The 22,401-nt window shown below is 66.8% G+C and carries 30 protein-coding genes; 14 read left to right on the forward strand and 16 right to left on the reverse strand.

The genetic code is table 11. The annotated features are described in order from the left end of the window. The 5 genes from rpsD to infA form a co-directional block, all read right to left on the reverse strand. Positions 1 to 606: a 30S ribosomal protein S4 gene (gene rpsD, locus BKA16_RS20975; RefSeq protein ID WP_183372492.1), complete on the reverse strand. Its 606-nt coding sequence runs from the start codon at positions 604 to 606 to the stop codon at positions 1 to 3. Positions 607 to 628: 22 nt separating this feature from the next. After that, complete coding sequence (rpsK, locus tag BKA16_RS20980; protein ID WP_006895581.1) at positions 629 to 1,036, reverse strand: 30S ribosomal protein S11; 408 nt, start codon at positions 1,034 to 1,036, stop codon at positions 629 to 631. Then, complete coding sequence (gene rpsM / locus BKA16_RS20985) at positions 1,036 to 1,404, reverse strand: 30S ribosomal protein S13 (RefSeq protein ID WP_183372493.1); 369 nt, start codon at positions 1,402 to 1,404, stop codon at positions 1,036 to 1,038. The genes rpsK and rpsM overlap by 1 nt, the downstream gene beginning before the upstream one ends. 175 nt (positions 1,405 to 1,579) lie before the next feature. Continuing rightward, on the reverse strand, positions 1,580 to 1,693 hold the full coding sequence (gene rpmJ / locus BKA16_RS20990) for a 50S ribosomal protein L36 (RefSeq protein WP_009679193.1): 114 nt from the start codon (positions 1,691 to 1,693) through the stop codon (positions 1,580 to 1,582). 30 nt (positions 1,694 to 1,723) lie between these two features. Next, positions 1,724 to 1,945 carry a translation initiation factor IF-1 gene (gene infA, locus BKA16_RS20995; RefSeq protein ID WP_007616247.1) on the reverse strand — a complete coding sequence of 74 codons (222 nt, stop codon included), beginning with the start codon at positions 1,943 to 1,945 and terminating at the stop codon, positions 1,724 to 1,726. Positions 1,946 to 2,304: 359 nt separating this feature from the next. On the opposite strand from infA, the gene BKA16_RS21000 reads away from it, so the two are divergent. Genes BKA16_RS21000 through BKA16_RS21040 form a run of 9 tightly spaced genes read left to right on the forward strand, consistent with a single transcriptional unit; the run spans position 2,305 to position 11,057 of the window. Next, complete coding sequence (locus BKA16_RS21000) at positions 2,305 to 3,162, forward strand: ABC transporter permease (protein ID WP_183372494.1); 858 nt, start codon at positions 2,305 to 2,307, stop codon at positions 3,160 to 3,162. Between the two features lie 6 nt (positions 3,163 to 3,168). After that, complete coding sequence (locus BKA16_RS21005) at positions 3,169 to 4,218, forward strand: MlaD family protein (RefSeq protein WP_183372495.1); 1,050 nt, start codon at positions 3,169 to 3,171, stop codon at positions 4,216 to 4,218. Beyond that, the gene (locus BKA16_RS21010; RefSeq protein ID WP_183372496.1) at positions 4,215 to 5,243 is read left to right on the forward strand and encodes an MlaD family protein; all 1,029 of its coding nucleotides are present in this window, start codon (positions 4,215 to 4,217) and stop codon (positions 5,241 to 5,243) included. The genes BKA16_RS21005 and BKA16_RS21010 overlap by 4 nt, the downstream gene beginning before the upstream one ends. Beyond that, on the forward strand, positions 5,231 to 6,289 hold the full coding sequence (locus tag BKA16_RS21015) for an MlaD family protein (protein ID WP_183372497.1): 1,059 nt from the start codon (positions 5,231 to 5,233) through the stop codon (positions 6,287 to 6,289). Before BKA16_RS21010 ends, BKA16_RS21015 begins: the two co-directional genes overlap by 13 nt. Then, positions 6,289 to 7,404 (forward strand): MlaD family protein, encoded by a 1,116-nt coding sequence (locus tag BKA16_RS21020; RefSeq protein WP_183372498.1) that lies wholly within the window; start codon positions 6,289 to 6,291, stop codon positions 7,402 to 7,404. The genes BKA16_RS21015 and BKA16_RS21020 overlap by 1 nt, the downstream gene beginning before the upstream one ends. After that, positions 7,401 to 8,450, forward strand: coding sequence for an MlaD family protein (locus tag BKA16_RS21025; protein WP_183372499.1), 1,050 nt, complete (start codon positions 7,401 to 7,403; stop codon positions 8,448 to 8,450). Before BKA16_RS21020 ends, BKA16_RS21025 begins: the two co-directional genes overlap by 4 nt. After that, positions 8,447 to 9,415, forward strand: a complete 969-nt coding sequence (locus tag BKA16_RS21030; protein WP_183372500.1) for an MlaD family protein — start codon at positions 8,447 to 8,449, stop codon at positions 9,413 to 9,415. The genes BKA16_RS21025 and BKA16_RS21030 overlap by 4 nt, the downstream gene beginning before the upstream one ends. Positions 9,416 to 9,448: 33 nt before the next feature. Next, on the forward strand, positions 9,449 to 10,216 hold the full coding sequence (locus BKA16_RS21035) for a hypothetical protein (protein ID WP_183372501.1): 768 nt from the start codon (positions 9,449 to 9,451) through the stop codon (positions 10,214 to 10,216). Between the two features lies 1 nt (position 10,217). Continuing rightward, a complete protein-coding gene (locus tag BKA16_RS21040; RefSeq protein WP_183372502.1) occupies positions 10,218 to 11,057 on the forward strand; it encodes an ABC transporter permease in 840 nt (279 codons plus the stop codon). 26 nt (positions 11,058 to 11,083) lie between these two features. On the opposite strand, the gene BKA16_RS21045 is transcribed toward BKA16_RS21040, so the two are convergent. Then, positions 11,084 to 11,926 (reverse strand): LLM class F420-dependent oxidoreductase, encoded by an 843-nt coding sequence (locus BKA16_RS21045; protein WP_183372503.1) that lies wholly within the window; start codon positions 11,924 to 11,926, stop codon positions 11,084 to 11,086. 190 nt (positions 11,927 to 12,116) lie between these two features. Here BKA16_RS21045 and BKA16_RS21050 point away from each other — a divergent pair, with 190 nt between their 5' ends. From BKA16_RS21050 to BKA16_RS21065, 4 genes are all read left to right on the forward strand, one after another. Next, entirely contained in the window at positions 12,117 to 12,524 is a 408-nt protein-coding gene (locus BKA16_RS21050; protein ID WP_183372504.1) for a phage holin family protein, read from the forward strand. Further along, entirely contained in the window at positions 12,521 to 13,150 is a 630-nt protein-coding gene (locus BKA16_RS21055) for an SIMPL domain-containing protein (RefSeq protein ID WP_183372505.1), read from the forward strand. Before BKA16_RS21050 ends, BKA16_RS21055 begins: the two co-directional genes overlap by 4 nt. Positions 13,151 to 13,199: 49 nt before the next feature. Then, positions 13,200 to 13,652 (forward strand): D-aminoacyl-tRNA deacylase, encoded by a 453-nt coding sequence (gene dtd / locus BKA16_RS21060; protein WP_183372506.1) that lies wholly within the window; start codon positions 13,200 to 13,202, stop codon positions 13,650 to 13,652. Positions 13,653 to 13,714: 62 nt separating this feature from the next. Continuing rightward, positions 13,715 to 14,920 (forward strand): glycosyltransferase 87 family protein, encoded by a 1,206-nt coding sequence (locus BKA16_RS21065; RefSeq protein WP_183373225.1) that lies wholly within the window; start codon positions 13,715 to 13,717, stop codon positions 14,918 to 14,920. On the opposite strand, the gene BKA16_RS21070 is transcribed toward BKA16_RS21065, so the two are convergent. From BKA16_RS21070 to rpsH, 10 genes are all read right to left on the reverse strand, one after another. Beyond that, positions 14,895 to 15,338, reverse strand: coding sequence for an Rv0361 family membrane protein (locus tag BKA16_RS21070; RefSeq protein ID WP_183372507.1), 444 nt, complete (start codon positions 15,336 to 15,338; stop codon positions 14,895 to 14,897). The genes BKA16_RS21065 and BKA16_RS21070 overlap by 26 nt on opposite strands. A gap of 121 nt (positions 15,339 to 15,459) precedes the next feature. Next, positions 15,460 to 16,254: a type I methionyl aminopeptidase gene (gene map, locus BKA16_RS21075; RefSeq protein WP_183372508.1), complete on the reverse strand. Its 795-nt coding sequence runs from the start codon at positions 16,252 to 16,254 to the stop codon at positions 15,460 to 15,462. A gap of 10 nt (positions 16,255 to 16,264) precedes the next feature. Beyond that, on the reverse strand, positions 16,265 to 16,813 hold the full coding sequence (locus BKA16_RS21080; RefSeq protein ID WP_183372509.1) for an adenylate kinase: 549 nt from the start codon (positions 16,811 to 16,813) through the stop codon (positions 16,265 to 16,267). Then, complete coding sequence (secY, locus tag BKA16_RS21085; protein WP_183372510.1) at positions 16,810 to 18,141, reverse strand: preprotein translocase subunit SecY; 1,332 nt, start codon at positions 18,139 to 18,141, stop codon at positions 16,810 to 16,812. Before secY ends, BKA16_RS21080 begins: the two co-directional genes overlap by 4 nt. Positions 18,142 to 18,352: 211 nt before the next feature. Next, the gene (rplO, locus tag BKA16_RS21090; protein WP_183372511.1) at positions 18,353 to 18,793 is read right to left on the reverse strand and encodes a 50S ribosomal protein L15; all 441 of its coding nucleotides are present in this window, start codon (positions 18,791 to 18,793) and stop codon (positions 18,353 to 18,355) included. Further along, complete coding sequence (gene rpmD / locus BKA16_RS21095) at positions 18,790 to 18,975, reverse strand: 50S ribosomal protein L30 (protein WP_183372512.1); 186 nt, start codon at positions 18,973 to 18,975, stop codon at positions 18,790 to 18,792. Before rpmD ends, rplO begins: the two co-directional genes overlap by 4 nt. A 3-nt stretch (positions 18,976 to 18,978) precedes the next feature. Further along, positions 18,979 to 19,632: a 30S ribosomal protein S5 gene (gene rpsE / locus BKA16_RS21100; protein WP_183372513.1), complete on the reverse strand. Its 654-nt coding sequence runs from the start codon at positions 19,630 to 19,632 to the stop codon at positions 18,979 to 18,981. Positions 19,633 to 19,666: 34 nt separating this feature from the next. Next, positions 19,667 to 20,077 (reverse strand): 50S ribosomal protein L18, encoded by a 411-nt coding sequence (gene rplR / locus BKA16_RS21105; protein ID WP_221246940.1) that lies wholly within the window; start codon positions 20,075 to 20,077, stop codon positions 19,667 to 19,669. A 3-nt stretch (positions 20,078 to 20,080) separates the two neighbouring features. Next, positions 20,081 to 20,617 carry a 50S ribosomal protein L6 gene (rplF, locus tag BKA16_RS21110; protein WP_183372514.1) on the reverse strand — a complete coding sequence of 179 codons (537 nt, stop codon included), beginning with the start codon at positions 20,615 to 20,617 and terminating at the stop codon, positions 20,081 to 20,083. 15 nt (positions 20,618 to 20,632) lie between these two features. Continuing rightward, a complete protein-coding gene (gene rpsH, locus BKA16_RS21115) occupies positions 20,633 to 21,031 on the reverse strand; it encodes a 30S ribosomal protein S8 (RefSeq protein ID WP_183372515.1) in 399 nt (132 codons plus the stop codon). A gap of 388 nt (positions 21,032 to 21,419) precedes the next feature. Here rpsH and BKA16_RS21120 point away from each other — a divergent pair, with 388 nt between their 5' ends. Next, positions 21,420 to 22,394, forward strand: a complete 975-nt coding sequence (locus BKA16_RS21120) for a type IV toxin-antitoxin system AbiEi family antitoxin domain-containing protein (protein ID WP_183372516.1) — start codon at positions 21,420 to 21,422, stop codon at positions 22,392 to 22,394. Positions 22,395 to 22,401 lie beyond the last annotated feature (7 nt).

Genomic DNA, 22,401 nt, shown 5'->3' on the forward strand with positions numbered 1-22,401 from the left:
TTACTTCGAGTAGAACTCGACGATGAGCTGCTCGGTCAGCGGGACGTCGATCTGTGCGCGCTCGGGCACCGAGTGCACGAGGATGCGCAGCGTCGACGGAACCACCTGCAGCCAAGCCGGCGGGGTCCGGTCGCCGAGGGTCTCCTGGGCGATCTGGAACGGCGTGGTCTGCAGCGACTTCGGACGGACGTCGATGATGTCGTACTGGCTGACGCGGTAGCTGGGCACGTCCACGCGGACACCGTTGACGGTGAAGTGGCCGTGGCTGACCATCTGGCGGGCCTGACGACGCGTGCGGGCGATGCCCGCGCGGTAGACGACGTTGTCGAGACGGGTCTCCAGGATCTGGAGCAGCACGTCACCGGTCTTGCCGGAGCGACGGTTCGCCTCTTCGTAGTAGCGGCGGAACTGCTTCTCCATGACGCCGTAGGTGAAGCGAGCCTTCTGCTTCTCCTGCAGCTGGAGCAGGTACTCGGACTCCTTGATCCGCGCGCGACCGTGCTGGCCGGGCGGGTACGGACGACGCTCGAACGATGCGTCTCCACCGATGAGGTCGACCCGGAGGCGACGGGACTTCTTAGTTGCGGGGCCGGTATAGCGAGCCATGGTTTATCTCTTCCTCTCTCGCCTAGACCCGGCGCCGCTTGGGCGGACGGCAGCCGTTGTGGGGCTGCGGGGTCACGTCGGAGATCGTGCCGACCTCGAGGCCGGCTGCCTGCAGCGAACGGATGGCGGTCTCGCGACCCGAACCCGGACCCTTGACGAAGACGTCGACCTTCTTGACGCCGTTCTCCTGCGCCTTGCGAGCGGCGTTCTCGGCAGCGAGCTGCGCGGCGAACGGGGTGCTCTTACGCGAGCCCTTGAAGCCCACGTGGCCGGACGAGGCCCAGCTGATCACATTGCCCTCGGGGTCGGTGATCGAGACGATGGTGTTGTTGAACGTCGACTTGATGTGTGCGTGGCCGAGCGGGACGTTCTTCTTATCGCGACGGCGGGTGCCCTTCTTGGGGCCTGCGCTACGTGACTTCGGAGGCATTACTTCTTCTTCCCGGCGATGGTCTTCTTCGGGCCCTTACGAGTGCGGGCGTTGGTCTTGGTGCGCTGACCGTGGACCGGCAGGCCGCGACGGTGGCGCAGACCCTGGTAGCAGCCGATCTCGATCTTGCGACGGATGTCGGCCTGCACCTCGCGGCGGAGGTCGCCCTCCACCTTCACCGAGGCCTCGATGTACTCACGCAGCTTCGAGACGTCTGCGTCGGTCAGATCCTTCGCGCGCAGGTCCGGCGAGATGCCGGTGGCGGCGATGATCTCCTTGGAGGTGGTACGACCAACTCCGTAGATGTATGTGAGTGCGATCTCCAGCCGCTTTTCGCGGGGAAGATCCACACCAGCAACACGTGCCATGTGGCGTTTCCTTCTTGTGTCTCAGAGGTCTGCTTCCAGTCCGTCCCGAACTCATACGTCGGGCCCCGGCCTCTGAACCGGGGGTGGGTGTCCGCGCGTCTGCGGACACTGGTGCTGGAAGTTCATCGATCGATATTCAGTTGTGTGTTTCAAGCGACCCGAAGAGGGGCGTTGATCAGCCCTGACGCTGCTTGTGACGCAGGTTGTCGCAGATCACCATGACCCGGCCGTTGCGGCGGATCACTTTGCACTTCTCGCAGATCGGCTTGACGCTCGGCTTGACCTTCACGTCAGCGTTCTCCTTGTTGAACTTCCAGGGTTACTTGTACCGGTAGACGATGCGTCCACGGGCGAGGTCGTAGGGCGAGAGCTCTACGACCACACGGTCCTCCGGGAGGATGCGGATGTAGTGCTGCCGCATCTTTCCGCTGATGTGGGCGAGAACCTTGTGTCCGTTCTCCAGCTCAATGCGAAACATTGCATTGGGCAGGGGTTCGACCACTCGACCCTCGACCTCGATGGCTCCGTCTTTCTTAGCCATATCCTCCGCGATTCCTCAGCGACGTCCGATGACGCCGCCAACCTTGGATCCTTCGACTTTCCGGTACTTCCGGTGCCCCACCTGCGACCGAAGTCCGAATCAGACACCTCTCGACACCTGATCGCAGACATGCGGAACCGCACGACGCACCGAGGTTCGAGTCTACGCGAGATGGACACTTCTCTCCAAGTCGGGCCGGGTGACGTCACACCGCGGCACCCCGGCACACCCACTCGAACCGATGTAACAAACTTCGCATTGTCGTTCCATTCGTGGTACAAAACACACATCAGTTGTAACACCGCGCTGGCGGGGGCCGGCGACGACGGCAGACGAGACGGGTCGGGGGATCGAGCAGAGTGGGCATTCCATCAACGTATGAGCCTCGCCGCCTGCGGTGGCTCGTCTCGGCGAAGAACGACGTCGACGTCTCGTTGAGCTATCTCGGCCAGTTCCTGACGTTCCTCTGGCAGACCGTCCGCTACGTGCCGGTGACCCCGCTGCGCTATCCGCGCCAGACGATCCGCACGGTCACCGACCTCACCTGGGGCCGAGGCGCGGTCGTCGTCGGCGGCGGCACCGCCCTGCTCATGGCCGGTCTGGGCGTCGCGGCCGGGGCGACGGTCGCCATCATCTCCGACAGCACGCTGAACCTGATCGGACTCGGCCCGATGACCGGCTCGGTGTCGTCGTTCGCCATCACCCGCGAGTTCGCGCCGATCCTGGCCGCCGTCGCCTTCGCGATCCAGGCGGGCTGCCGGATGACCGCCGAGATCGGCTCGATGCGGATCAGCGAGGAGATCGACGCCCTCGAGGTGATCGGCGTGCACTCGATGTCGTTCGTCGTGTCCACTCGCGTGATCGCGGGCATCCTCACCACCATTCCGACCTTCCTGGTCGCGCTGGTCGCCAGTTATCTGTCGAGTTCGGTCGTCGTGGTGGCCCGCGGCGGCTCGGCGGGCGCCTACGCCCACTACTTCGACCAGTTCGTGAACTTCCCGGACATGCTGGCGGCGACGGTCAAGACGATCACCTTCGTCGTCGCGATCACCCTGATCCACTGCTACAAGGGGTTCTTCGCCCACGGCGGTCCCGAAGGAGTCGGGGTGGCGTCCGGGCGCGCGGTCCGCGCCAGCCTCGTCGCGATCATGGTCCTCGACCTCGCCCTGACGCTCGCCTTCTGGGGCGTCAACTCCCCGTTCCTGTTCCGAGGATGACGCCCCGTGACTGAATTCCGCATACCCGGTATGTCGGCGAGCGCGGCCACCTACCGCAACCGTGCCCTCGCGACGATCGGCGTCGTCGCCGTGGCGAGCACTGCGACAGCCGTCGGCGTCCGCGCGCTGCCCGACGACTCGACGCACATCACGATGGTCACCGAATCGGTCGCCGGAGGCATCACCTCCGGGTCCGCGGTGATCCTCAACGGCTCGGAGATCGGCACCGTCTCCGACATCCGACTCGCCTCCCCCGGCAGCTACGAGGTGACCCTCGACCTGCACGGCGACTCCGGCGACGAGGCGCTGACCGTCCTGACCGACCGCGCGCTGGTGTCGTACGCACCGAAGAACCTGTTCGGGATCTCCGCCGTCGTGCTGACCAGCCAGTCCGGCGGCGCGCTGCTGCACAACGGGTCGACCCTGGAGGCGGGCGATCCGGAGGACGCCACCATGACCACCCTGCTTCGCAAGCTCAGCGACGTGCAGAACGAGGCGTTCGACCCGTATATGAGCGACATCCTCGCCGTCGCCGACCAGGCCACCGACGGGCTGCTGCCGATCCTGGGCGTCGCGGGCCAGATCATGAGCGACATCGCCGAGACCCAGGTGGTGAGTCCCCGCACCACGCTCCCCCAGTTCACCGAGTTGATCGGTCAGCTCCGCGGCACCTTCGACGATCTTCTGCCGCCGATCAGACAGCTGATGGCGTGGGAGGCGCCGCGTCGCCCCGGATACACCGAACTGGCCGAGGCCGGACTCTCGTTCACCGCCGGACCGGCGATGGACGAGGTCACCGAGCTGCTGTCCGATCCCGAACTCGGTCAGACCGCTCCCCTGATGCCGGTGCTGACCGCTCTGCTGAATCGGATCAACGACACCTTCCCGGGGTCGCAGCGCAACGGCAGGCAGATCGCCCAGCTGATCGCGAACCTGAACCACGCGCTGCCGCCGGGCCCCGACGGCAGGCCCGTCCTGACCCTCGACGCTCTGATCGCCTCGGCGCCCGCGCTCGGCGTCGCCCTGGACCGGCCGGCGAACGGCGGGCGACGATGACCAAGTTCTCCCGCGCCCTGATCTACCTGATCGTGTTCGCCGTGTTCTGTGTGGCGGGCGGACTGTTCATCGGCAACGCGATCGTCCGCCCGATCGACGCCGCCACCGCGACCTACACCGCCGACTTCACCAGCGTCGCCGGGCTCAAGGTCGGCAGCGACGTCCGAGTTCGCGGCGCCCGCGTCGGCAAGGTGACCGAGGTGTCGGTCCACCACGACGACGCGAACGGCGACTCGGTGGGCCGGGTGGAGTTCGAACTCGACGACACGCAGAAGGTCTACGACAACACGACACTCGCGATCCGCTACCTCAACCTCACCGGAATCCGCTACGTCGACGTGCAACAACCCGACGATCCGGGGACACCGGTTCGCAAGGGACAGGTCGTCGACACCGGCTCGACGGTCCCGTCCTTCGACGTGACACGTGTCTTCCACGGACTCGCCCCGGTGTTCGCGACGATGAACACCGACGACATCAACCACTTCTCGGAGAGTCTCCTGGCCCTCCTCGAGGGCGACGGCACCGGATTCAGCACGTTCGTCGCCTCCCTGACCAAGGTCGTCGAATTCGCCGACGACCGCGCGAAGGTCCTCGACACCCTCGTCGACAATCTCGCCGAGCTGTCCGGGTCGATCCAGGGCCGCGCGCAGTACATCACGCCGATCATCGACTACATCTCCCGGTTCGGCAGCGTGCTGGCCCAGTGGACGCCGTCCCTGCGCGACCTGGCGGACAAGACCGGGGCGATTCTCGTCCAGGCCGATCGTCTTCTCGCCTCGCTCGGCGTGCAGCCCAACGAGACCCCCGACGCGAACAGCCTGATCGCCCAGGCGAAACCAGGTATGGAGGCCGCCATCGCCATGCTGTCTCTGGCCCCTCCGCTGCTGCGTGTCGTCGACGGCGCCACGCCGGCGGCCGGTGCCCCGACGACCCCGACGACGTGCAGCAGGGGCCGGGCGGAGCTGCCCGCCGATCTCGCGCTGTTCATCGGAGAGAACCGGGTGACCCTGTGCAAGCGTTGAGAATCGTCACCGCACCCTGGCGGTGGGTCCGCGCGGTGATCGACTGGGTGATCGACCCGCGACCCAAGACCGCCCGGCACGATCGGGCCCTCGAACTCGGGTGGGGTGTCGCCGCCGTCGGTGTCACGCTCGTCGCCACCCTGATCGGCGGCGCGATCTACTGGTATTCGCCCGGCCACTACCGGGTGGTCGCCGAGTTCACCGAGGCGGGACAGCTCTCCTCCGGGGACAGCGTCCGCGTCGCGGGCGTGCCGGTCGGCACGGTCAAGAAGGTCGAACTCGCCGGCGATCACGTCGACGTCGAGATGGCCGTGCGCTGGGGCACGTTCCTCGGCGACGAGACCGACGCCGACGTCAAGATGCTCACCATCGTCGGCGGCAGCTACATCGATCTGACGACGGTCGGCACCGTGCCGCTCGGCGACGCGGTGATCCCGCAGGAGCGCACCAGCATCCCGTACAGCCTCGCCGAGACCTTTCAGAAGATGCAGCCCAAGCTCGCCGAGATCGACGCAGCTCCCGCACGCAGATCCATCGCGCAGATCGGCGTCGCCCTCGAGGAGAATCCGGACGCGCTCCGCACGAATCTGACGATCATGCAGTCGATGCTCACCAATCTCCAGCAGCGCCAGGACCAGTTCGGCTCCATGCTGCGACTGGCCGCCGACTACGCCGAGCAGATCGACGCCGACGGCGACGTCCTCACCGAGCTCGCCCGCAACCTCGACTCGTTCATCTCGGAGTACTCGATCTTCGGCTCCCGCCTCAACGTGGTGCTCGACCACCTGTCGCTGCTCCTTCAGCGCGTGCGCGGTCTGGCGATGCTCTACACCAAGGACGTCCAGCCGCTCGTCGACCGGATCGACGCGGTGGGCCGCGAGTTCGGTCCGGCGCTGGAGAAGTACACGCCGATGATCGAACAGGGCCGGGATCTGATCACCCGCCTGGAGGGCATGGTCCAACCCGACGGCTCGATCGTCGTCGACCACGGCCAGACCCTGCTGACCTCGAACTTCTGCATTCCGTTGCCGGGGGTGAGGTGCTGATGATCGCCACAGTCCTCCGTTCCCCCTGGCTGATCACCGGGATCGCCGTCTCCGTGGTCGTCGCCGTGGTCGCCGGCTTCCTGATCGCCGACCGGCAGTCCTCGCGCGCGGCGTCGTACTGCGCCGAGTTCGACGACGCCACCGGTCTGTTCGTCGGCAACCAGGTGACCCGCCGCGGGGTGCCGATCGGCGAGATCACCGGCGTCGACACCGCCGACGGTCACGCCGTCGTCCGGTTCACCGCGTCGAACCGGCAGAAGATCCCCGCCGACGTGTCCGCGGCGACCGTCGCGCCGTCGGTGATCGCGGTCCGACAGCTCGCGCTGATCGGCGACTACACCGGCGGCCCCGAACTGGCGACCGACCGATGCATCCCGAAGATCGACACCAACACACCCGCGTCGATATCGGAGTCGATGCAGAGCCTGTCCGACGTCGCCGCGCAACTGACGACCGACGGAGGTCTGGCCGAGTCGAAGCAGGTGCTGTCGGCGATGACCCGCCTCGACGACGCCCTCGACGGCACCGGTCCGCTGTTGAACACGATCATCAAACAGCTCGCTCAACCCGGCCGCACGCCCATCAACGGCGCGCTGACCGACACCTCCCGGATCATCGACAGCGCGAGTTCGCTGTCGACGGGGCTGGCGAGCAACTGGGGGTTCCTGGAATCGTTCATCACTGAGATCTCCGGAGTCGTGAAGCCGCTGATCCTGCCGACCGTCGACAGCGTCGCGGGCATCATCGGCGCGCTGCCGGAGACCCTGAACATGCTCAGCGGCGTCATCGACCAGTACAGCCACTTCATCTGGCCCGCAGCCGACGTCGTCGTCCCGCTGGCTCGTCTCGTCGGCAACGGCATGCGCAGCTTCGGCGACGTCCTGGGCATCGTGCCCGTCCTGATCCGCGCGTTCACGGTCTCGTTCGACCAGAAGAACATGGGGCTGCGCATCCGGTACACGCCGCCGACCACCCGCATTCCGGCGCAGAATCCGAAGGCCACATGCGCCAACATCAACCGGTACGCCCCCGGCCAGTGCACCGTGACCGATCCGTCCGGCATGGACATCGACGTGCTGACGCTGATCCTCACCATGACGGGAGCGGCCCGATGACGATCGATCTGCAGAGGGTACGGACCGCCGCGATCCGCGCGGTGGTTCTCGCGGTGGTGGCGACTCTCGGTCTCACCGGATGCTCGGCGTACGCGAAGTTCGCCCCGGAGAACCTGCCGACGCCGCAGAGCATGTCCGACGGCTACGAGATCGCGGCGCTCGTCCCGACCGCCGTGAACCTCCCGCTCGAATCGAACGTGGTGGTCGGCGGCATCACCGCGGGCGGCGTCGCGGCGATCGAACCCGCCGACGGCGCCACCCGGATCACGCTGCGCATTCACGACGGCGTCGTGGTCTCGGCGTCGGCCCGGCTCGAACTGCGCCAGGACACGCTGCTCGGCGACACCTACGTGTCGATCACCAATCCGCGCGACCCCAGCGGCGACGCCCTGCGTCCCGGAGGGACGCTCGCGCTCAAGCAGGTGGCGCAGCCAGTGCAGATCGAACAGTTGATGTCGTCGTTGACGAACTTCCTCGGCAGCGGCAGCCTGCTCCAGCTCGGCAACACGTTCAACGCGCTGACCGGGCAGTTCCCGGAGGATCCGAAGGAGATCGTGAAGATCGAATCGGTGCTCACCGACACGCTCGACACATGGGCGACCAGCACCGATGATCTGGGCGGCATCCTGACCGACCTCGCCGCGCTCTCGACCCGGCTCACGTCGATGCGCGACACTCTCGAGTTCACGCTCAGCCCGGCGGGCGTCAACCAGTTCAAAGCCATCAGCGACACCACCTACATGGTGGCGATCCTCGGCCGACTGTCCGATGCGCTCGGCCCGGCCATGCCGCTGGTCCCGGTGTTGACGAGCCTGACTCGAACCGTCCAGGACGTGCTCACCCCGCTGATGATCCCCGGATATCCGGGCAACACGATCTCCAACGCCGAGATGCTCAGCGACGTGCTCACCGACAAGGTGATCCCGTGGCTGAACAATGCGCCCGGCGTCGACCTGCGATCGGTCACCGTCGCCAACAACGTCTCCGACCGTGACGTCACCGCACAGATGGTCCGAATGTTCCGCATGTTGGGGCTGGTGGAGTGAACCGAAACAGCAGGATCGAACTGGCCCTCAACGTGTTGGCGTTCGCCGTCGTCGTCGTGGTGTGCGGCGGCTACCTCGCGACCCAGGCCTATCACTGGCATCCGCTGGCGAACACCAAGACCGCGTATGTCGAGGTCACCGACGCCAACCTCGTTCTCGAGGACACCGGAGTCTTCGTCAGCGGGGTCCGCATCGGCAGCGTCGCCGACGTCCGCCTGCAGCCCGAGGGGGCGACGCTGGTTCTCGAGTACGACGCGCAGAACCGACTGCCCGCGGATTCGACGCTGTCGATCGGCCTGCAGTCCGCGCTCGGCGAACCGTTCCTGAACTTCGTTCCGGGAACAGGCCGCGGCGGCTACCTCGAGAACGGTGCGACGGTCGCCGCGGACGCCCTCGACGAACCCGAGTCGATCCCGGGGATATTCGATCGGATCTCGACGATGTCGTCGCTGTTCGCCGCCGATCCGATGTCGGGGATCCTCAAGACCGTGTCGGAGGCGCTCGACGGGACGCAGGACTCCCTCGACCGGATCAGCGACGGCACGCGGCTCGTGGCGGCGATGCTGTTGTCCCGCTCCCCGCGGCTGCGGACGATGTTCGCCAACACGCAGATCTACACGTCGAACCTCGACTGGATCCTGGAGCAGCTGCCGTTGTTCTCCGGCGGGCTGGGCGACATCGTCGTCGACTTCGACACCGCCCTCGACGCGACCGGCAGGCTCGTGAATCAGGGGCATCTGAACTCGGCGATGCGCGACTCGTTGTACCCGTTCCTCACCCGGCTCAACCCGTACCTGCGGAAGATCCTGCCCGAGGTCATGGACGCCCTCGGACCGTTGCTGCCGATCGCCACCGCTATCGACGGCACCGTCCCGCCGATCGACATGAGTGCGTTCCTGTCGCAGGCGCTCGAACTGTTCGGCGGCGGCGACGGCGTCCGACTCGTCATCACCCAACCGAAATGACCCGTACCTCTCCCGCACCGAATGGAGTATCCGATGTCTGAGCAGACACTGACCCACGACGACGTCGTCCCCGAGGACGAGACCACCACCGACGATGCGGCGCCCGCGTCGACCGGTGACGAACCGACGTCCGAGTCGTCGGCGAAGGAGACGAAGACCGACCGACGCCCACGCAGGCAGGTCACGCTGTCCGTTCCCATGCTGATCGCCGGACTGATGATCATCGCGCTCATCGCATCGACCGTCGTATTCGCCGTCCGCGACTTCTCCGCGCGTGGCGACCTCGACGCCGTGCGCGCCGAGCAGGCCGACGAGGCCGAGGCCGAGCGGGTCGCGGGCGACTACGCGGTCGCCGCGATGACCCTCGACTACCAGGATGTGACCGCGTGGATCACGGCCGCGAAGAAGGGCGTCTCCCCCGAACTGGCCCGCACCCTGACCGCCGCGGGCACCGCCATGGAGCAGGTGCTGCCGATGATGCGGATCAAGAGCACGGCGGACCTGATCACGACCTCGGTGACCGACGCCGACGGCGACCTGTTCCGCGTCGACGCGACCCTGAACGTGAACATGTCGACGATCCAGAACCCGTCGGGATCCAGCCAGGTCAGTGCGTTCCAAGTGGTGATGGACCGGTCCAAGGACTGGATGATCACCGCGGTCGGCGATCCGGCGGGCAACGGTCCGCTCGACTCGATCCCCGGTCTGCCGCAGCCCGGCGCCGGACAGACCGACACGCCGGCACCGCCCGCACCCGCCGCGCCCGGGACTCCGGCGCCGGCTCCCGCGCCGGGCAACTGACGTGCGGATCGAGGGCCGGGAGCGCCCGTCGGCGATCGGCGGTTGGACGGACAACTTCTCCGACAACGCGCTCGGACCGGTACGGACGCTCGGTCGCACGTTCCGGCTCGCGATCGTCACCGTCGTCGCGATCGTCACCGACATCGTCCGCGGCCGGTTGAAGGTCAAGGAGACCGTGGTGATGGGCTGGTACCTGGTCAGCGTCACCGCGATCCCCGCGTTCCTGATGGCGATCCCGTTCGGTGTGATCGTCACCATCCAGATCGGCAACATCATCAATCAGCTGGGCGCACAGTCGTTGCTCGGTGCGGCGAGTGGGTTCGCGGTGATCCAGCAGGCCGCACCGCTGGCCTCGGGTGTGCTTCTCGGTGGGGCGGGGGCTTCGGCGATCGCCGCCGATCTGGGCGCCCGCACGGTGCGCGAGGAGATCGACGCGATGCGCACGATGGGCATCGATCCGATCCAGCGCCTCGTGGTTCCGCGGGTGCTGGCCGCGGCGATCGTCGCTCCCCTGCTCGCACTGTTCATCATCCTGGTCGGCGTGGTCGCCGCGTTCTATCTGGCGGTCACGATCCAGGGCGTCGGCCCGGGCAGCTACTGGCAATCGTTCGGGGCGTTCGCCTCCGGACGCGATCTGGTCCTGGGCGCGGTGAAGGCGATCGTGTTCGGCCTCATCATCGGGGTCATCGGCTGTCAGCGGGGCCTCGAGGCGCGTGGCGGCCCGCAGGGGGTGGCCAACGGAGTCAACGCCACCGTGGTGGTCTCCACGGTCGGCATCATCGGCGTCAACTTCATCCTCACGCTCATCTACACGGTGTTCTTCCCGATCCAGATCGGATAGCGAGCGTCACCGGCTGAGAGGGTCTCTCACGCTCGGATGATCGCCGCCAACTCGACGGTCACGTCCGACGAGCCCAGGACCTGGATCGCGACGTGGTCCGCGCCCGCGGCGAGATGCTCGTCGACCTTCGCGCGAACGGCAGCGGCGTCGCCGTGGGCGACGAGCGCGTCGATCAGGTCGTCGGTGCCGCCGTCGGCGATGTCCGCGTCGGTGTATCCGAGTCGTTTCAGATTCGACGTGTAGTTGCGCAGGTGCAGGTACGGCTGGTCGACCGGCGGGCGGCCGACGGCGCGCGCGGCCACCGGATCGGTGTCGACGACCACCTTGTGCTCGGGCGCGAGGAGCGCGCCGTCGCCGAGGGTCTCGCGTGCGACGGCGGTGTGCGCGGGCGGCGTCAGATACGGATGCGCACCGAGCGCGCGTTCGGCCGACAGCGCGAGCATCTTCGGTCCGAGTGCGGCGAGGACACGGCGGTTCACCGGAACGCCTCCGCCGTCGAGCGCGTCGAGATAGGCCTGCACCGCCTGGTACGGGCTGGTGTACTCGGCCGTCGCCTCGGGATGACCCGCGCCGATCCCGAGGTAGAAGCGTCCCGGGAAGTCACGGTCGAGTTCGACGAACTCGGCGGCGATGGCGGCCGGATCGGTGTTCCAGATGTTGACGATGCCGGTGGCGACGGTGATCTGCTCGGTCGCCTCGAGCACCGCGCGTACGGGCCGCAGGTGCGCCGGGGACCCGCCGAGCCAGATGGTTCCGTATCCGAGTCGTTCGATCTCACCGACCGTGTCGGAGGAGAACTGGCCGAATCCTCCCCACACGCCGTGGCGGCCGAATCGGGCGATGTGCGCTGACTTGTCACTGTCGGTCATGACGAGTGCAACCGGTGGGGCCCGGCTCACTATTCCCGCGGGAGTCGCACGGGCTCCCCGCCTGGTGCGGCCGGTGCGTCGACGCGACGACGGCGCCGCCTCGGCGCAACGGTACGACCCGCGATACTGCGATACTGCGATACGTGGACGATTCACACCGTCGGCTCAGAACACGTGACAGTATGAACCCATGCGCGCATTCCTCATTCGAAGCGCCCTGACCGGGCTGGCTCTCTGGATCGCCACACTGATCGTCCCCGGCGTGACGTTCGACTTCGGCGATCTCACGACGTGGTGGGCCAAGGTGGGCGTCGTCCTGCTGGTCGCCGTGGTCTTCGGTCTGGTGAACGGCTTCGTGAAGCCGGTCGTGCAGATCTTGGCCATCCCGCTGTACATCCTCACCCTCGGGCTGATCCACATCGTCATCAACGCCCTGATGCTGAGCCTGACGTCGTGGCTCACCGACAACGTCTTCCACCTCGGTCTGGACGTGCGCGACTTCTTCTGGTCGGCGGTCCTCGGTGCGATCGTCGTCTCGGTGGTCGGCTGGTTCACGGCCCTGCTGATGAAGGACCGCGTGGAGAACCTGTACTCGTGACCTCGACCGTCGCGCCGCGCACCGTGTCCGTCGTCGGGCACGGCGGCGCCGATGCGACACCGGACGCCATGCGGGTGGAACTCGGCGTCGACTGTTTCGGCGACACCGTGGCCGACGCCCTCGCGTCGGCGAACGGCGCGGCGCGTGCGCTGACCGACGCGTTGGGCGGTGCCGGCGTCGCGTCCCGCGATCTGCAGACGTCCGGGCTGTCGGTGCATCCGCGGTTCGGCGATCACAGCCCCGACGGTGCACCGATCGTGGGATACGAGGCCTCGCACAACGTCACCGCCGTCCTGCGCGATCTGGACTCCGCCCCGTCGATCCTCGGCGCCGCTGCGGAGGCCGGCGGCGACGCCACCCGGATCACGAATGTCTCGATGATCGTCTCCGACGAGACCGAGGCCGCGGTCGCCGCGCGCGATGCGGCGTACGCCGACGCCCTCGCACGAGCCCGCCAGTACGCGCATCTGGCGGGGTACGAGCTCGGCCCGGTCGTATCGGCCTCCGAGACCCCGCCCGGACGTGAGCGACCACCGGTCGTGATGGCCGCGAGATCGTCGGTTCCGGTGCACGCCGGATCGACCACGGTGACCGCATCGATCGCGGTGGTCTTCGCTCTCGCCTGAGCCGGGCGGTCGATGCGGTCTTCGACGGCACTCCGTAACGTCCAGGGGTATGCGAGCAGTTCTTCAACGCGTCAGTTCCGCGTCGGTCACGGTCGACGGCAGGGTGGTCGGGGCCCTCGACCTCCCCGGCTCTCGGCAGGGCCTCGTGGCGCTGGTCGGTGTCAGCCATGACGACGACGCGGCCGCCGCGCGGAAGCTGGCCGACAAGATCTGGCGGCTGCGGATCCTCGACGGCGACGGCGATCGCCGAGACGCGTCGGCGGCCGACCTCGACGCCCCGATCCTGGTGATCAGTCAGTTCACGCTGTACGCCGACACGACGAAGGGGCGTCGGCCGTCGTGGAACGCCGCCGCACCGGGTCCGGTGGCCGAGCCGCTCGTCGACGCCGTCGTCGATGCTCTCCGCGGGGCCGGCGCGACGGTCGAGACGGGTCGTTTCGGCGCGCACATGCATGTCGATCTGATCAACGACGGCCCGGTCACCGTTGTGATCGACATCTGACTTCACGTCGCGCCCGCAGCGGGTGTTTTCCCTGGCAGCACTGATATTCTTTCGCGGTGCCGATGCCGCGTTCCACGAACCGAACTCCCGGGCTCCTCCTCGCAGCCTCCGTCGTCCTCCTGGTCGTGACGACGACGCTCGGTCTCAACGGATCGAACGGCTACTACCTCGATCTGATGGTCTACCGACTCGGCGCCCAGGCCTGGCTCGACGGTGATCCCGTCTACGGCGCGCTGCCGTCGTTGATGCACGGGTCGGTGCATCTGCCGTTCACGTATCCGCCGCTGGCCGCTGTCGTGTTCGCCCCGCTGGCCGCGATGCCTGCCGGCGCCGCGGGCGCCCTGATGTACACGCTGACCTTCCTCGCGGTCGGCGGCACCGTGTGGTTGGTGCTGCGGCGGCTACGGCCCGCGGTGGATCCGGTGACCCGGCTCGCGGCCGTCGTCGCGGTGGTCGCCGTGGCACAGTTTCTGGAGCCGGTCGCCCAGACCCTCGACTTCGGTCAGATCAACGCGATCCTCATGGTGATGGTGGCGTTCGACGTCCTCGTGCCGTGGCGCCGGTGGCCGCGCGGCGTCCTGATCGGCATCGCGATCTCGATCAAGCTGACGCCTGCCGGATTCGTCCTGCTGTTCCTGGTCCGCCGCGACTGGCGGGCGCTGGCGACGACGATCGTCTCGACCGCGGTCGCGATCGGTCTCGTGTGGCTGGTGATGCCCGACGACTCGCGCACCTACTGGTTCGAGAAGGTCCGCGAGACCGGCCGGATCGGTGCCGCCCACTACGCGGGCAATCAGTCGATTCGGGGCATGGTGGCCCGGTGGGGTCTCGGCGAGCACACGACGGCGATCCTGTGGCTGGGGCTGTCGGTGATCGCCGTCGCCGCGGCCGCGGTCTGGATGCGCCGTCTGCTCGCCGAGGATCGGCTCGCGACGGCTCTCACGGTGAACGCGGCCGCGATCCTGCTGGTCTCTCCGATCAGTTGGTCGCACCACTGGGTGTGGGTGGTGCCCGCTCTGGTGATCGCCGCCGTCGCCGTGCTCGACGGCCACCGGAACGCCTGGTTCGTCGGTGCGCTGGTTCTCGCCCTCGTCGTGTTCTATACGGGTGCGCACTGGTTCTTCCCGATCCGCCACGGCGCGGAGCTGCGGTGGGCGTGGTGGGAGCAGATCATCGGCTCGGCCTATGTGTGGTTCACGTTCGCCGTGCTCGCGGCGGGCGCCTGGCACAGCCGAGCCGACGTCAGGAATCTGATCCGAGTTCGCTGATGCACCAGCCGTCGCTCTCGCGACGCAGTGTCATGGGGATCGGGACCGATGTCGCGCCCAGGTCGATCCGCGCGTCGACCGCGGCGGTGTCGCCGGTGATCTTCACCGCGTCGATCACGGTCCGCGCGTCCCGGCCCGCCGCGATCTGTGACGGCTCCGGAGCCCCGTCCGGTGCGCCGACGACCGGTCCGAGCCCCGCGCAGACCAGGTCGCCGAACGCCTGGGCGTCGAAGTGCGTCATCACGTCGCCGTAGGCGCGGACGCGGTCTTCGATCTGCTCGGTGTCGGTCCGCGGTTCCTCCTGTGTGGACGTCGCCGCCCGGTAGACCGCGTAGGCGCCGACGATGACGGCGAGGACGCAGACGACGGCGATCCCGATCGCCGCCAGCCGACGTCGGCGGTCCGTCACGGATCGCACGCTCGTATCGTCGGGGTCGGTCGTCATAGTGGCTTGAACGGTACTCCGCGTCTTCGCGTCGTATACGACGAATGCGCCGTCGCACGGCATGTGCGGCGGCGCATTCGAGGCGGCGTGTGCCTCAGCTGGGTCGGACGGTGAGGATCCGCGGTCCGTCCTCGGTGACGGCGACGGTGTGCTCCCAGTGAGAGGCACGCGTTCCGTCATCGGTGACGACGGTCCACCCGTCGTCGAGTTCGGTGGTCTCCTCGGTGCCGAGCGTCAGCATCGGCTCGATCGCTAGTGTCGAACCGACGACGAGTCGGGGTCCGCGGTTGGGCTTGCCCTCGTTGGGCAGGAACGGCGGCAGGTGCATCTCTTGTCCGATGCCGTGTCCGCCGTAGTTCGCCACGATGCCGAACTTGCGCCCGAACTTGTCGATCGCGGCTTTGGTCCCCGCTTCGGTGGCGGCCGATACGTCGGTGAGACGTCCACCCGGCACCATCGCGGCGATGCCCGCCTCCAGCGACATCCTGGTGGCCTCGTTGAGCTCGGTGTCGGCCGTCGAGAGTTCGCCGACGCCGAACGTCCAGGCCGAGTCGCCGTGCCAGCCGTCGAGGATGGCGCCGCAGTCGATCGACACCAGATCGTGTTCGGCGAGAACGACGTCGGCCGACGGGATACCGTGCACGACGACGTCGTTGACCGACGCGCAGATCGAGCCGGTGAAGCCGTGGTACCCCTTGAACGACGGGACCGCTCCGGCGTCGCGGATCACCGATTCGGCGACCTCGTCGAGATCCAGGGTGCTGACCCCGGCCTTGGCCGCGGCGCGAACCGCGACGAGCGCCTCGCCGACGATGGCGCCCGCGGCGGCCATCGCGTCGAGTTCGCCCGCCGTCCGGAACGGCACCACCTTCGGTTTGCGAAATCCCACGTGCGGTTCTCTATGCCTTGCCGAGTGCGGTCAGGACGCGCTGGTGGACCTCCGGCAGTTCGCCGACGGCATCGATGGTCTTGACCGAGTCGGCGTAGTGCTGCAGCAGCGGCGCGGTCTCGGTCTCGTACACCGACATGCGGTTGCGGATGACGTCCTCGGTGTCGTCGGCCCGGCCGCGGGCGAGCATGCGCTCCACCACGACGTCCGCGTCGACCTCGAACGAGAGCACGCCGTCGAGCGCGGTGCCCAGATCGTCGAGGATCCCCTCGAGTGCGACGGCCTGCTCCACCGAGCGCGGGAAGCCGTCGAGGATGAAGCCCTTGGACGCGTCCGGCTCGGCGAGACGTTCGCGCACCATGTTGATGGTGATCTCCGGCGGCACCAGATTGCCCGCATCGAGGTACTTCTTGGCTTCGACGCCGATCGGGGTGCCCTGCGAGATGTTGGCTCGGAAGAGGTCGCCGGTGGAGATGTGGGGAATGCCGAGCGCCTCCGACAGCAGCTCCGCCTGCGTGCCCTTGCCTGCTCCGGGAGGACCGAGAATCACGAGTCTCATTTCAGGAACCCTTCGTACTTGCGTTGCATCAACTGGCTGTTCACCTGCTTGATGGTGTCGAGGCCGACGGCCACGATGATCAGCAGCGCCGTGCCGCCGAACGGAATGTTCTGTGCTGCACCCCCACCAAGGTCCATGAACAGGTTCGGGAGGATCGAGATGATGCCGAGGTACAGCGAGCCCGGCAGCGTGATCCGGTTGAGCACATAGCTCAGGTAGTTCGCGGTCGGCTTACCCGGACGGATGCCCGGGATGAATCCGCCGTACCGCTTCATGTCGTCGGCCCGCTCCTCCGGATTGAACGTGACCGCCACGTAGAAGTACGTGAAGAACATGATCAACAGGAAGTAGACGACGATGTGGAACCAGCTGGACGGGTTGATGAGGTTGTCCTGCATCCACACCTGCCAGCCGGAGATCTCGGTCGCGTTCTGGTTGGTGATCTGGAGGATCAGCTGCGGAATGTAGAGCAGCGACGATGCGAAGATCACCGGGATGACGCCCGCGGTGTTCACCTTGATCGGCATGTACGTCGACGATCCGCCGTACATCTTGCGTCCCACCATGCGCTTGGCGTATTGGACCGGGATCCGGCGCATGCCCTGCTCGATGAAGACGACGGCCAGCAGGATCACCACGACGGCGACGCAGACGAGGCCGAATGCGAGGCCGCCGCGCGAGGTCAGGATGGTGCGGCCCTCTGCGGGGAGGCGGGCGACGATGCCGGCGAAGATCAGCAGCGACATGCCGTTGCCGACACCGCGTTCGGTGATGAGTTCGCCGAACCACATGACGAGCAGTGCGCCCGCGGTCATGACGAGGATGATGATGATGAGGCCGAAGATCGATCGGTCGTGGATGATCTCCTGGCCGTTGCAGTCGCCTCCGCTCGTCGGCAGCAGATTGCCGCTGGCGGCGAGTGCGACGATGCCGGTGGACTGCAGCAGTGCCAGCGCCAGCGTCAGGTAACGCGTGTACTGCGTCATCTTGGTCTGGCCGGACTGGCCTTCCTTGCGCAGCTGCTCGAACCGCGGAATCACGACGGTGAGCAGCTGAACGATGATGGAGGCCGTGATGTACGGCATGATGCCGATCGCGAACACCGACAGCTGCAGCAGCGCCCCGCCGGAGAACATGTTGATCAGCGAGTAGATCTGACCTGAGTCGCCCTGGCTGGCGGCGTCGACGCATTTGTCGATCATCTTGAAGTTCACGCCCGGCGACGGCAGCGTCGCGCCCAGGCGATACAGGACGAGGATGCCGAGGACGTAGAAGATCTTCTTCCTCAGATCGGGCGTCCGGAAGGTCGCCACGAGGGGGGAAAGCACCAAGTCCTCCTATAAGCACCTGAATTGAACCGACCGCCGAGCGGGGTCCTCAAGCGATCACTCTCGAAAGATTCCGGGCACCCTGTCTTCAGGGCGCCCCTACGAACTTTAACAGTCCTCGAACCACCACCGGTCAGGCGAGCACTGCTTGGGACACGAATGTCCGGCATGTCGCTCGCCTGACCGGGGAGATCAGAACTTCACCGCGCTCTTACTGCTCGGTGGCGGTGCCGCCTGCGGCGGCGATCTTCTCTTTGGCGGAGCCGGTGAACTTGTCAGCGATCACATCGACCTTGACGCTCAGTTCGCCGTTGCCGAGAACCTTGACGAGACGGTTCTTGCGGACCGCGCCGGCCGCGACCAGTTCGGCGACACCGACGGTGCCGCCCTCCGGGAACAGACGGGCGATGTCGCCGACGTTGACGACCTGGTACTCCACGCGGTTCGGGTTGGTGAAGCCCTTGAGCTTGGGCAGACGCATGTGAATGGGCATCTGGCCGCCTTCGAAGCCGGCGGGCACATTCTTACGCGCCTTGGTGCCCTTGGTGCCGCGACCCGCGGTCTTACCCTTCGAGCCCTCACCGCGACCCACGCGGGTCTTATCGGTCTTCGCGCCCGGGGCGGGGCGAAGATGGTGCAGCTTGATGGTCATGACTTAACCTCTTCGACTGTCACGAGGTGGCGGACCACGTTGATGAGGCCGCGGTTCACCGGGTTGTCCTCGCGGGTGACGGTCTTGCGGATACCCTTGAGTCCAAGGGTGCGCAGGCTGTCACGCTGGTTCTTCTTGGTACCGACGGTGCCCTTGATCTGGGTGATCTTCAGCTCGGCCATGGCTTATGCTCCCTTGTTCGCTGCGGCAGCGGCGCGTGCACGCAGCATGCCGGCGGGGGTGACCTCTTCGACGGTCAGCCCGCGACGTGCAGCGACCTCTTCGGGCTGCTGCAGCATCTTGAGGGCCGCGACGGTCGCGTGGACGACGTTGATCGCGTTGTCCGAGCCGAGGCTCTTGGCGAGGACGTCGCTGACGCCCGCGCACTCGAGGACGGCGCGGACAGCACCACCGGCGATGACACCGGTACCGGAGCTGGCCGGGCGCAGCATGACGACACCGGCGGCGGCCTCACCCTGAACCGGGTGGGTCACGGTGCCGGCGATCAGCGGGACGCGGAAGAAGTTCTTGCGAGCCTCTTCGACGCCCTTCTGGATCGCTGCGGGAACTTCCTTGGCCTTGCCGTAGCCGACGCCGACCATGCCGTTGCCGTCGCCGACGACGACGAGAGCGGTGAAGCTGAAGCGACGACCGCCCTTGACGACCTTGGAGACGCGGTTGATGGTGACGACGCGCTCGAGGTGGTTCTTCTCCTCGCGGTCGCGGCCTCCGCGGTTGTCGCGACGATCGCCGCGGCCGCGGCCGCGCTCGTTGCCGCCCTGGTTGTTGGTGTTGTTTCCGGCGGGTCCGTTGCCGCCATCACGCTGACGTCCGGGCATCAGATGTCCCCTCCGTTGATCTTGTTGGTCATCATCAGAACTTCAGGCCTCCCTCGCGGGCGGCGTCGGCCAGGGCCGCGATGCGACCGTGGTACGCCTTGCCGCCGCGGTCGAAGACCACTGCGTCGATGCCCGCGGCCTTGGCGCGAGCCGCGACGAGCTCGCCGACCTTCGCTGCCTGTGCCGACTTGTCGCCACCGGCGGCGCGGATGTCGGCCTCGATGGTGCTGGCGGCGGCCAGGGTGTGACCGGTGAGGTCGTCGATGACCTGCACGTGGATGTGGCGGCTGCTGCGCTTGACGGCCATGCGCGGACGCTCGGCGGTACCGGAGATGTTCTTGCGCAGGCGGAAGTGACGGTTCTTGGTCGCGGTGCGACGGCGAGTCGACACGTCCTTGCCGAGGGGCTTACGAGCCTTATCAGTCGTTTGAGTTGCTTCAGCCATTTTCTACTTACCCGTCTTTCCGACCTTGCGGCGGATCTGCTCACCCTCGTAGCGAACGCCCTTGCCCTTGTACGGGTCCGGACGACGCAGACGACGGATGTTCGCCGAGATCTGGCCGACTTGCTGCTTGTCGATGCCCGAGACCGAGAACTTGGTGGGCGACTCGACTGCGAAGGTGATGCCCTCCGGTGCCTCGATCGGCACGGGGTGGCTGTAGCCGAGGGCGAACTCGAGGTCCTTGCCCTTGGCCTGGACGCGGTAGCCGACACCGAAGATCTCCATCTTGCGGGTGTAGCCCTCGGTCACGCCGATCACCAGGTTGTTGACGAGGGTGCGGCTCAGGCCGTGCAGTGCACGGTTGCGGCGCTCGTCGTTCGGACGGGTGACGACGATGGTGTTCTCTTCCTTCGTCACCTCGATCGGCTCGGAGACGGTGAGGCTCAGTTCGCCCTTCGGGCCCTTGACCTTCACGTCCTGGCCGTCGATGGTGACATCGACGCCGGCCGGAATTGCGATGGGGTTCTTACCAATACGCGACATTGTTCTACGCTTCCCCTACCAGACGTAGGCGAGGACTTCGCCGCCCACGCCCTGGTTAGCTGCCTGGCGGTCGGTGAGGAGGCCGGACGACGTGGAGATGATGGCCACGCCGAGGCCGCCCAGGACCTTGGGCAGGTTGGTGGACTTCGCGTACACCCGGAGTCCCGGCTTCGAGACGCGACGGAGACCAGCGATGCTGCGCTCCCGGCTCGGGCCGTACTTGAGGGTGACGACGAGCTTCTTGCCGACCTCTGCGTCTTCGACGCGGAAGTCGGTGATGTAGCCCTCGCGCTTGAGGATCTCGGCGATGTTCACCTTGATCTTCGACGACGGGAGGGTCACCTCGTCGTGAAACGCCGAGTTGGCGTTACGCAGACGCGTCAGGAAGTCTGCGATCGGGTCAGTCATGGTCATGGTTGACCGTCAACCTTTCTCGTAGCGGTTCCCATGCAGCGGTGACCTGCGATTTCTCGCATGCGGTACGCCGGTGGGCCTTCCACGAAGTGGATAGTTGTGCATTTTCTCCCCCGTCGATGCCATTGGCTTTTCGCCGGCACCCACGGGCTATGAAGTTGTAGCTCCCGGGGGCACAGTTCACCCAGGCAACTGGTTCAGTGTAGAGAACTCGCGGTCGCAGGCCAAATCGGCGACGGCGAGCAGCGTCGCGGAGGCCTGCGGGACGGACCGCATATTAGACGTGCAGATCATTACCCGCCAGTGGTAACGATCTGCATTCGAAGTCTATCCACAGCCGTTCGACTGGATCTGTCGAACGCCGGACTGTCGACGCAGACTTCACCGCATGGGGGAATCACAAGAGCTTCGTCACTTGGCACGACTGATCAACGACCAAGACGGCGTCGTCGCACGAGGCCAGGTCCTCGCCTGCGGTCTCGACTCTGCATTGGTGCGAAGGCGGTTGCGCCGGGGAACGTGGGTCACCCTCTATCCCGGCGTCTACGTGACACACACCGGATTACTGACCTGGGGGCAGCGTGCTTGGGCCGCTGTGCTGGACGCCGAGCCCGCTGCGCTCAGCCATCAATCGGCCATCCGAATCGCGAGCCGCAAGCCGAACGACGGCCCGGTCGACGAGGTCATCCACATCGCGGTTCCGGCAGGCCGGCACGTGAGCGCGCGCCCCGGCGTCGTGGTGCACCATCGTAGGACGTACGACACCGATGTACACGCGCATTTCACACCTCCTCGGGTTCGATTCGACGACGCCGTCGTCGACGTCGCCGCACAGGCGGACGACGAGATCGCATTGGTCTCGATCCTGGCCACTGCGATCGGCAATCGCCAGACCACGGCAGACCGTCTGATCAACGTGGTGGGGCGTCGACGCCGCCTTCGACGGCGATCTCTCATCGTCGCCATGCTCGAAGACGTCCGCGACGGAACCTGTTCAACGCTGGAACACGAGTACTACGTCAAGGTGGAGAAGCCGCACGGCCTTCCGTCTCCCGAACGGCAGGCCCCGACGTACACCCAACGGCCTGGCTTCCGAGACCTGCTCTATCAGAGGCTCGGCGTGGCGGTCGAACTCGACGGCCGCTTGTTCCATGACAGTGCGCGGGCTCGTGACCGCGATCTCGATCGTGACCTGGACGCGGCGGTCGAGCAGGATCTGCAGACGATACGACTCGGCTGGGGACAGTCATCAGTTCGTGCGTGCGCGACGGCGGTCAAGATGGGGCGGCTCTTCGTCAAGAACGGGTGGGACGGCACGCCGACTCCGTGCTCTCGTCCCGACTGCGCCGTCCGACGAGGATGAGTGCGGG

The sequence above is a fragment of the Gordonia humi genome, from assembly GCF_014197435.1.
Lineage (GTDB): Bacteria > Actinomycetota > Actinomycetes > Mycobacteriales > Mycobacteriaceae > Gordonia > Gordonia humi.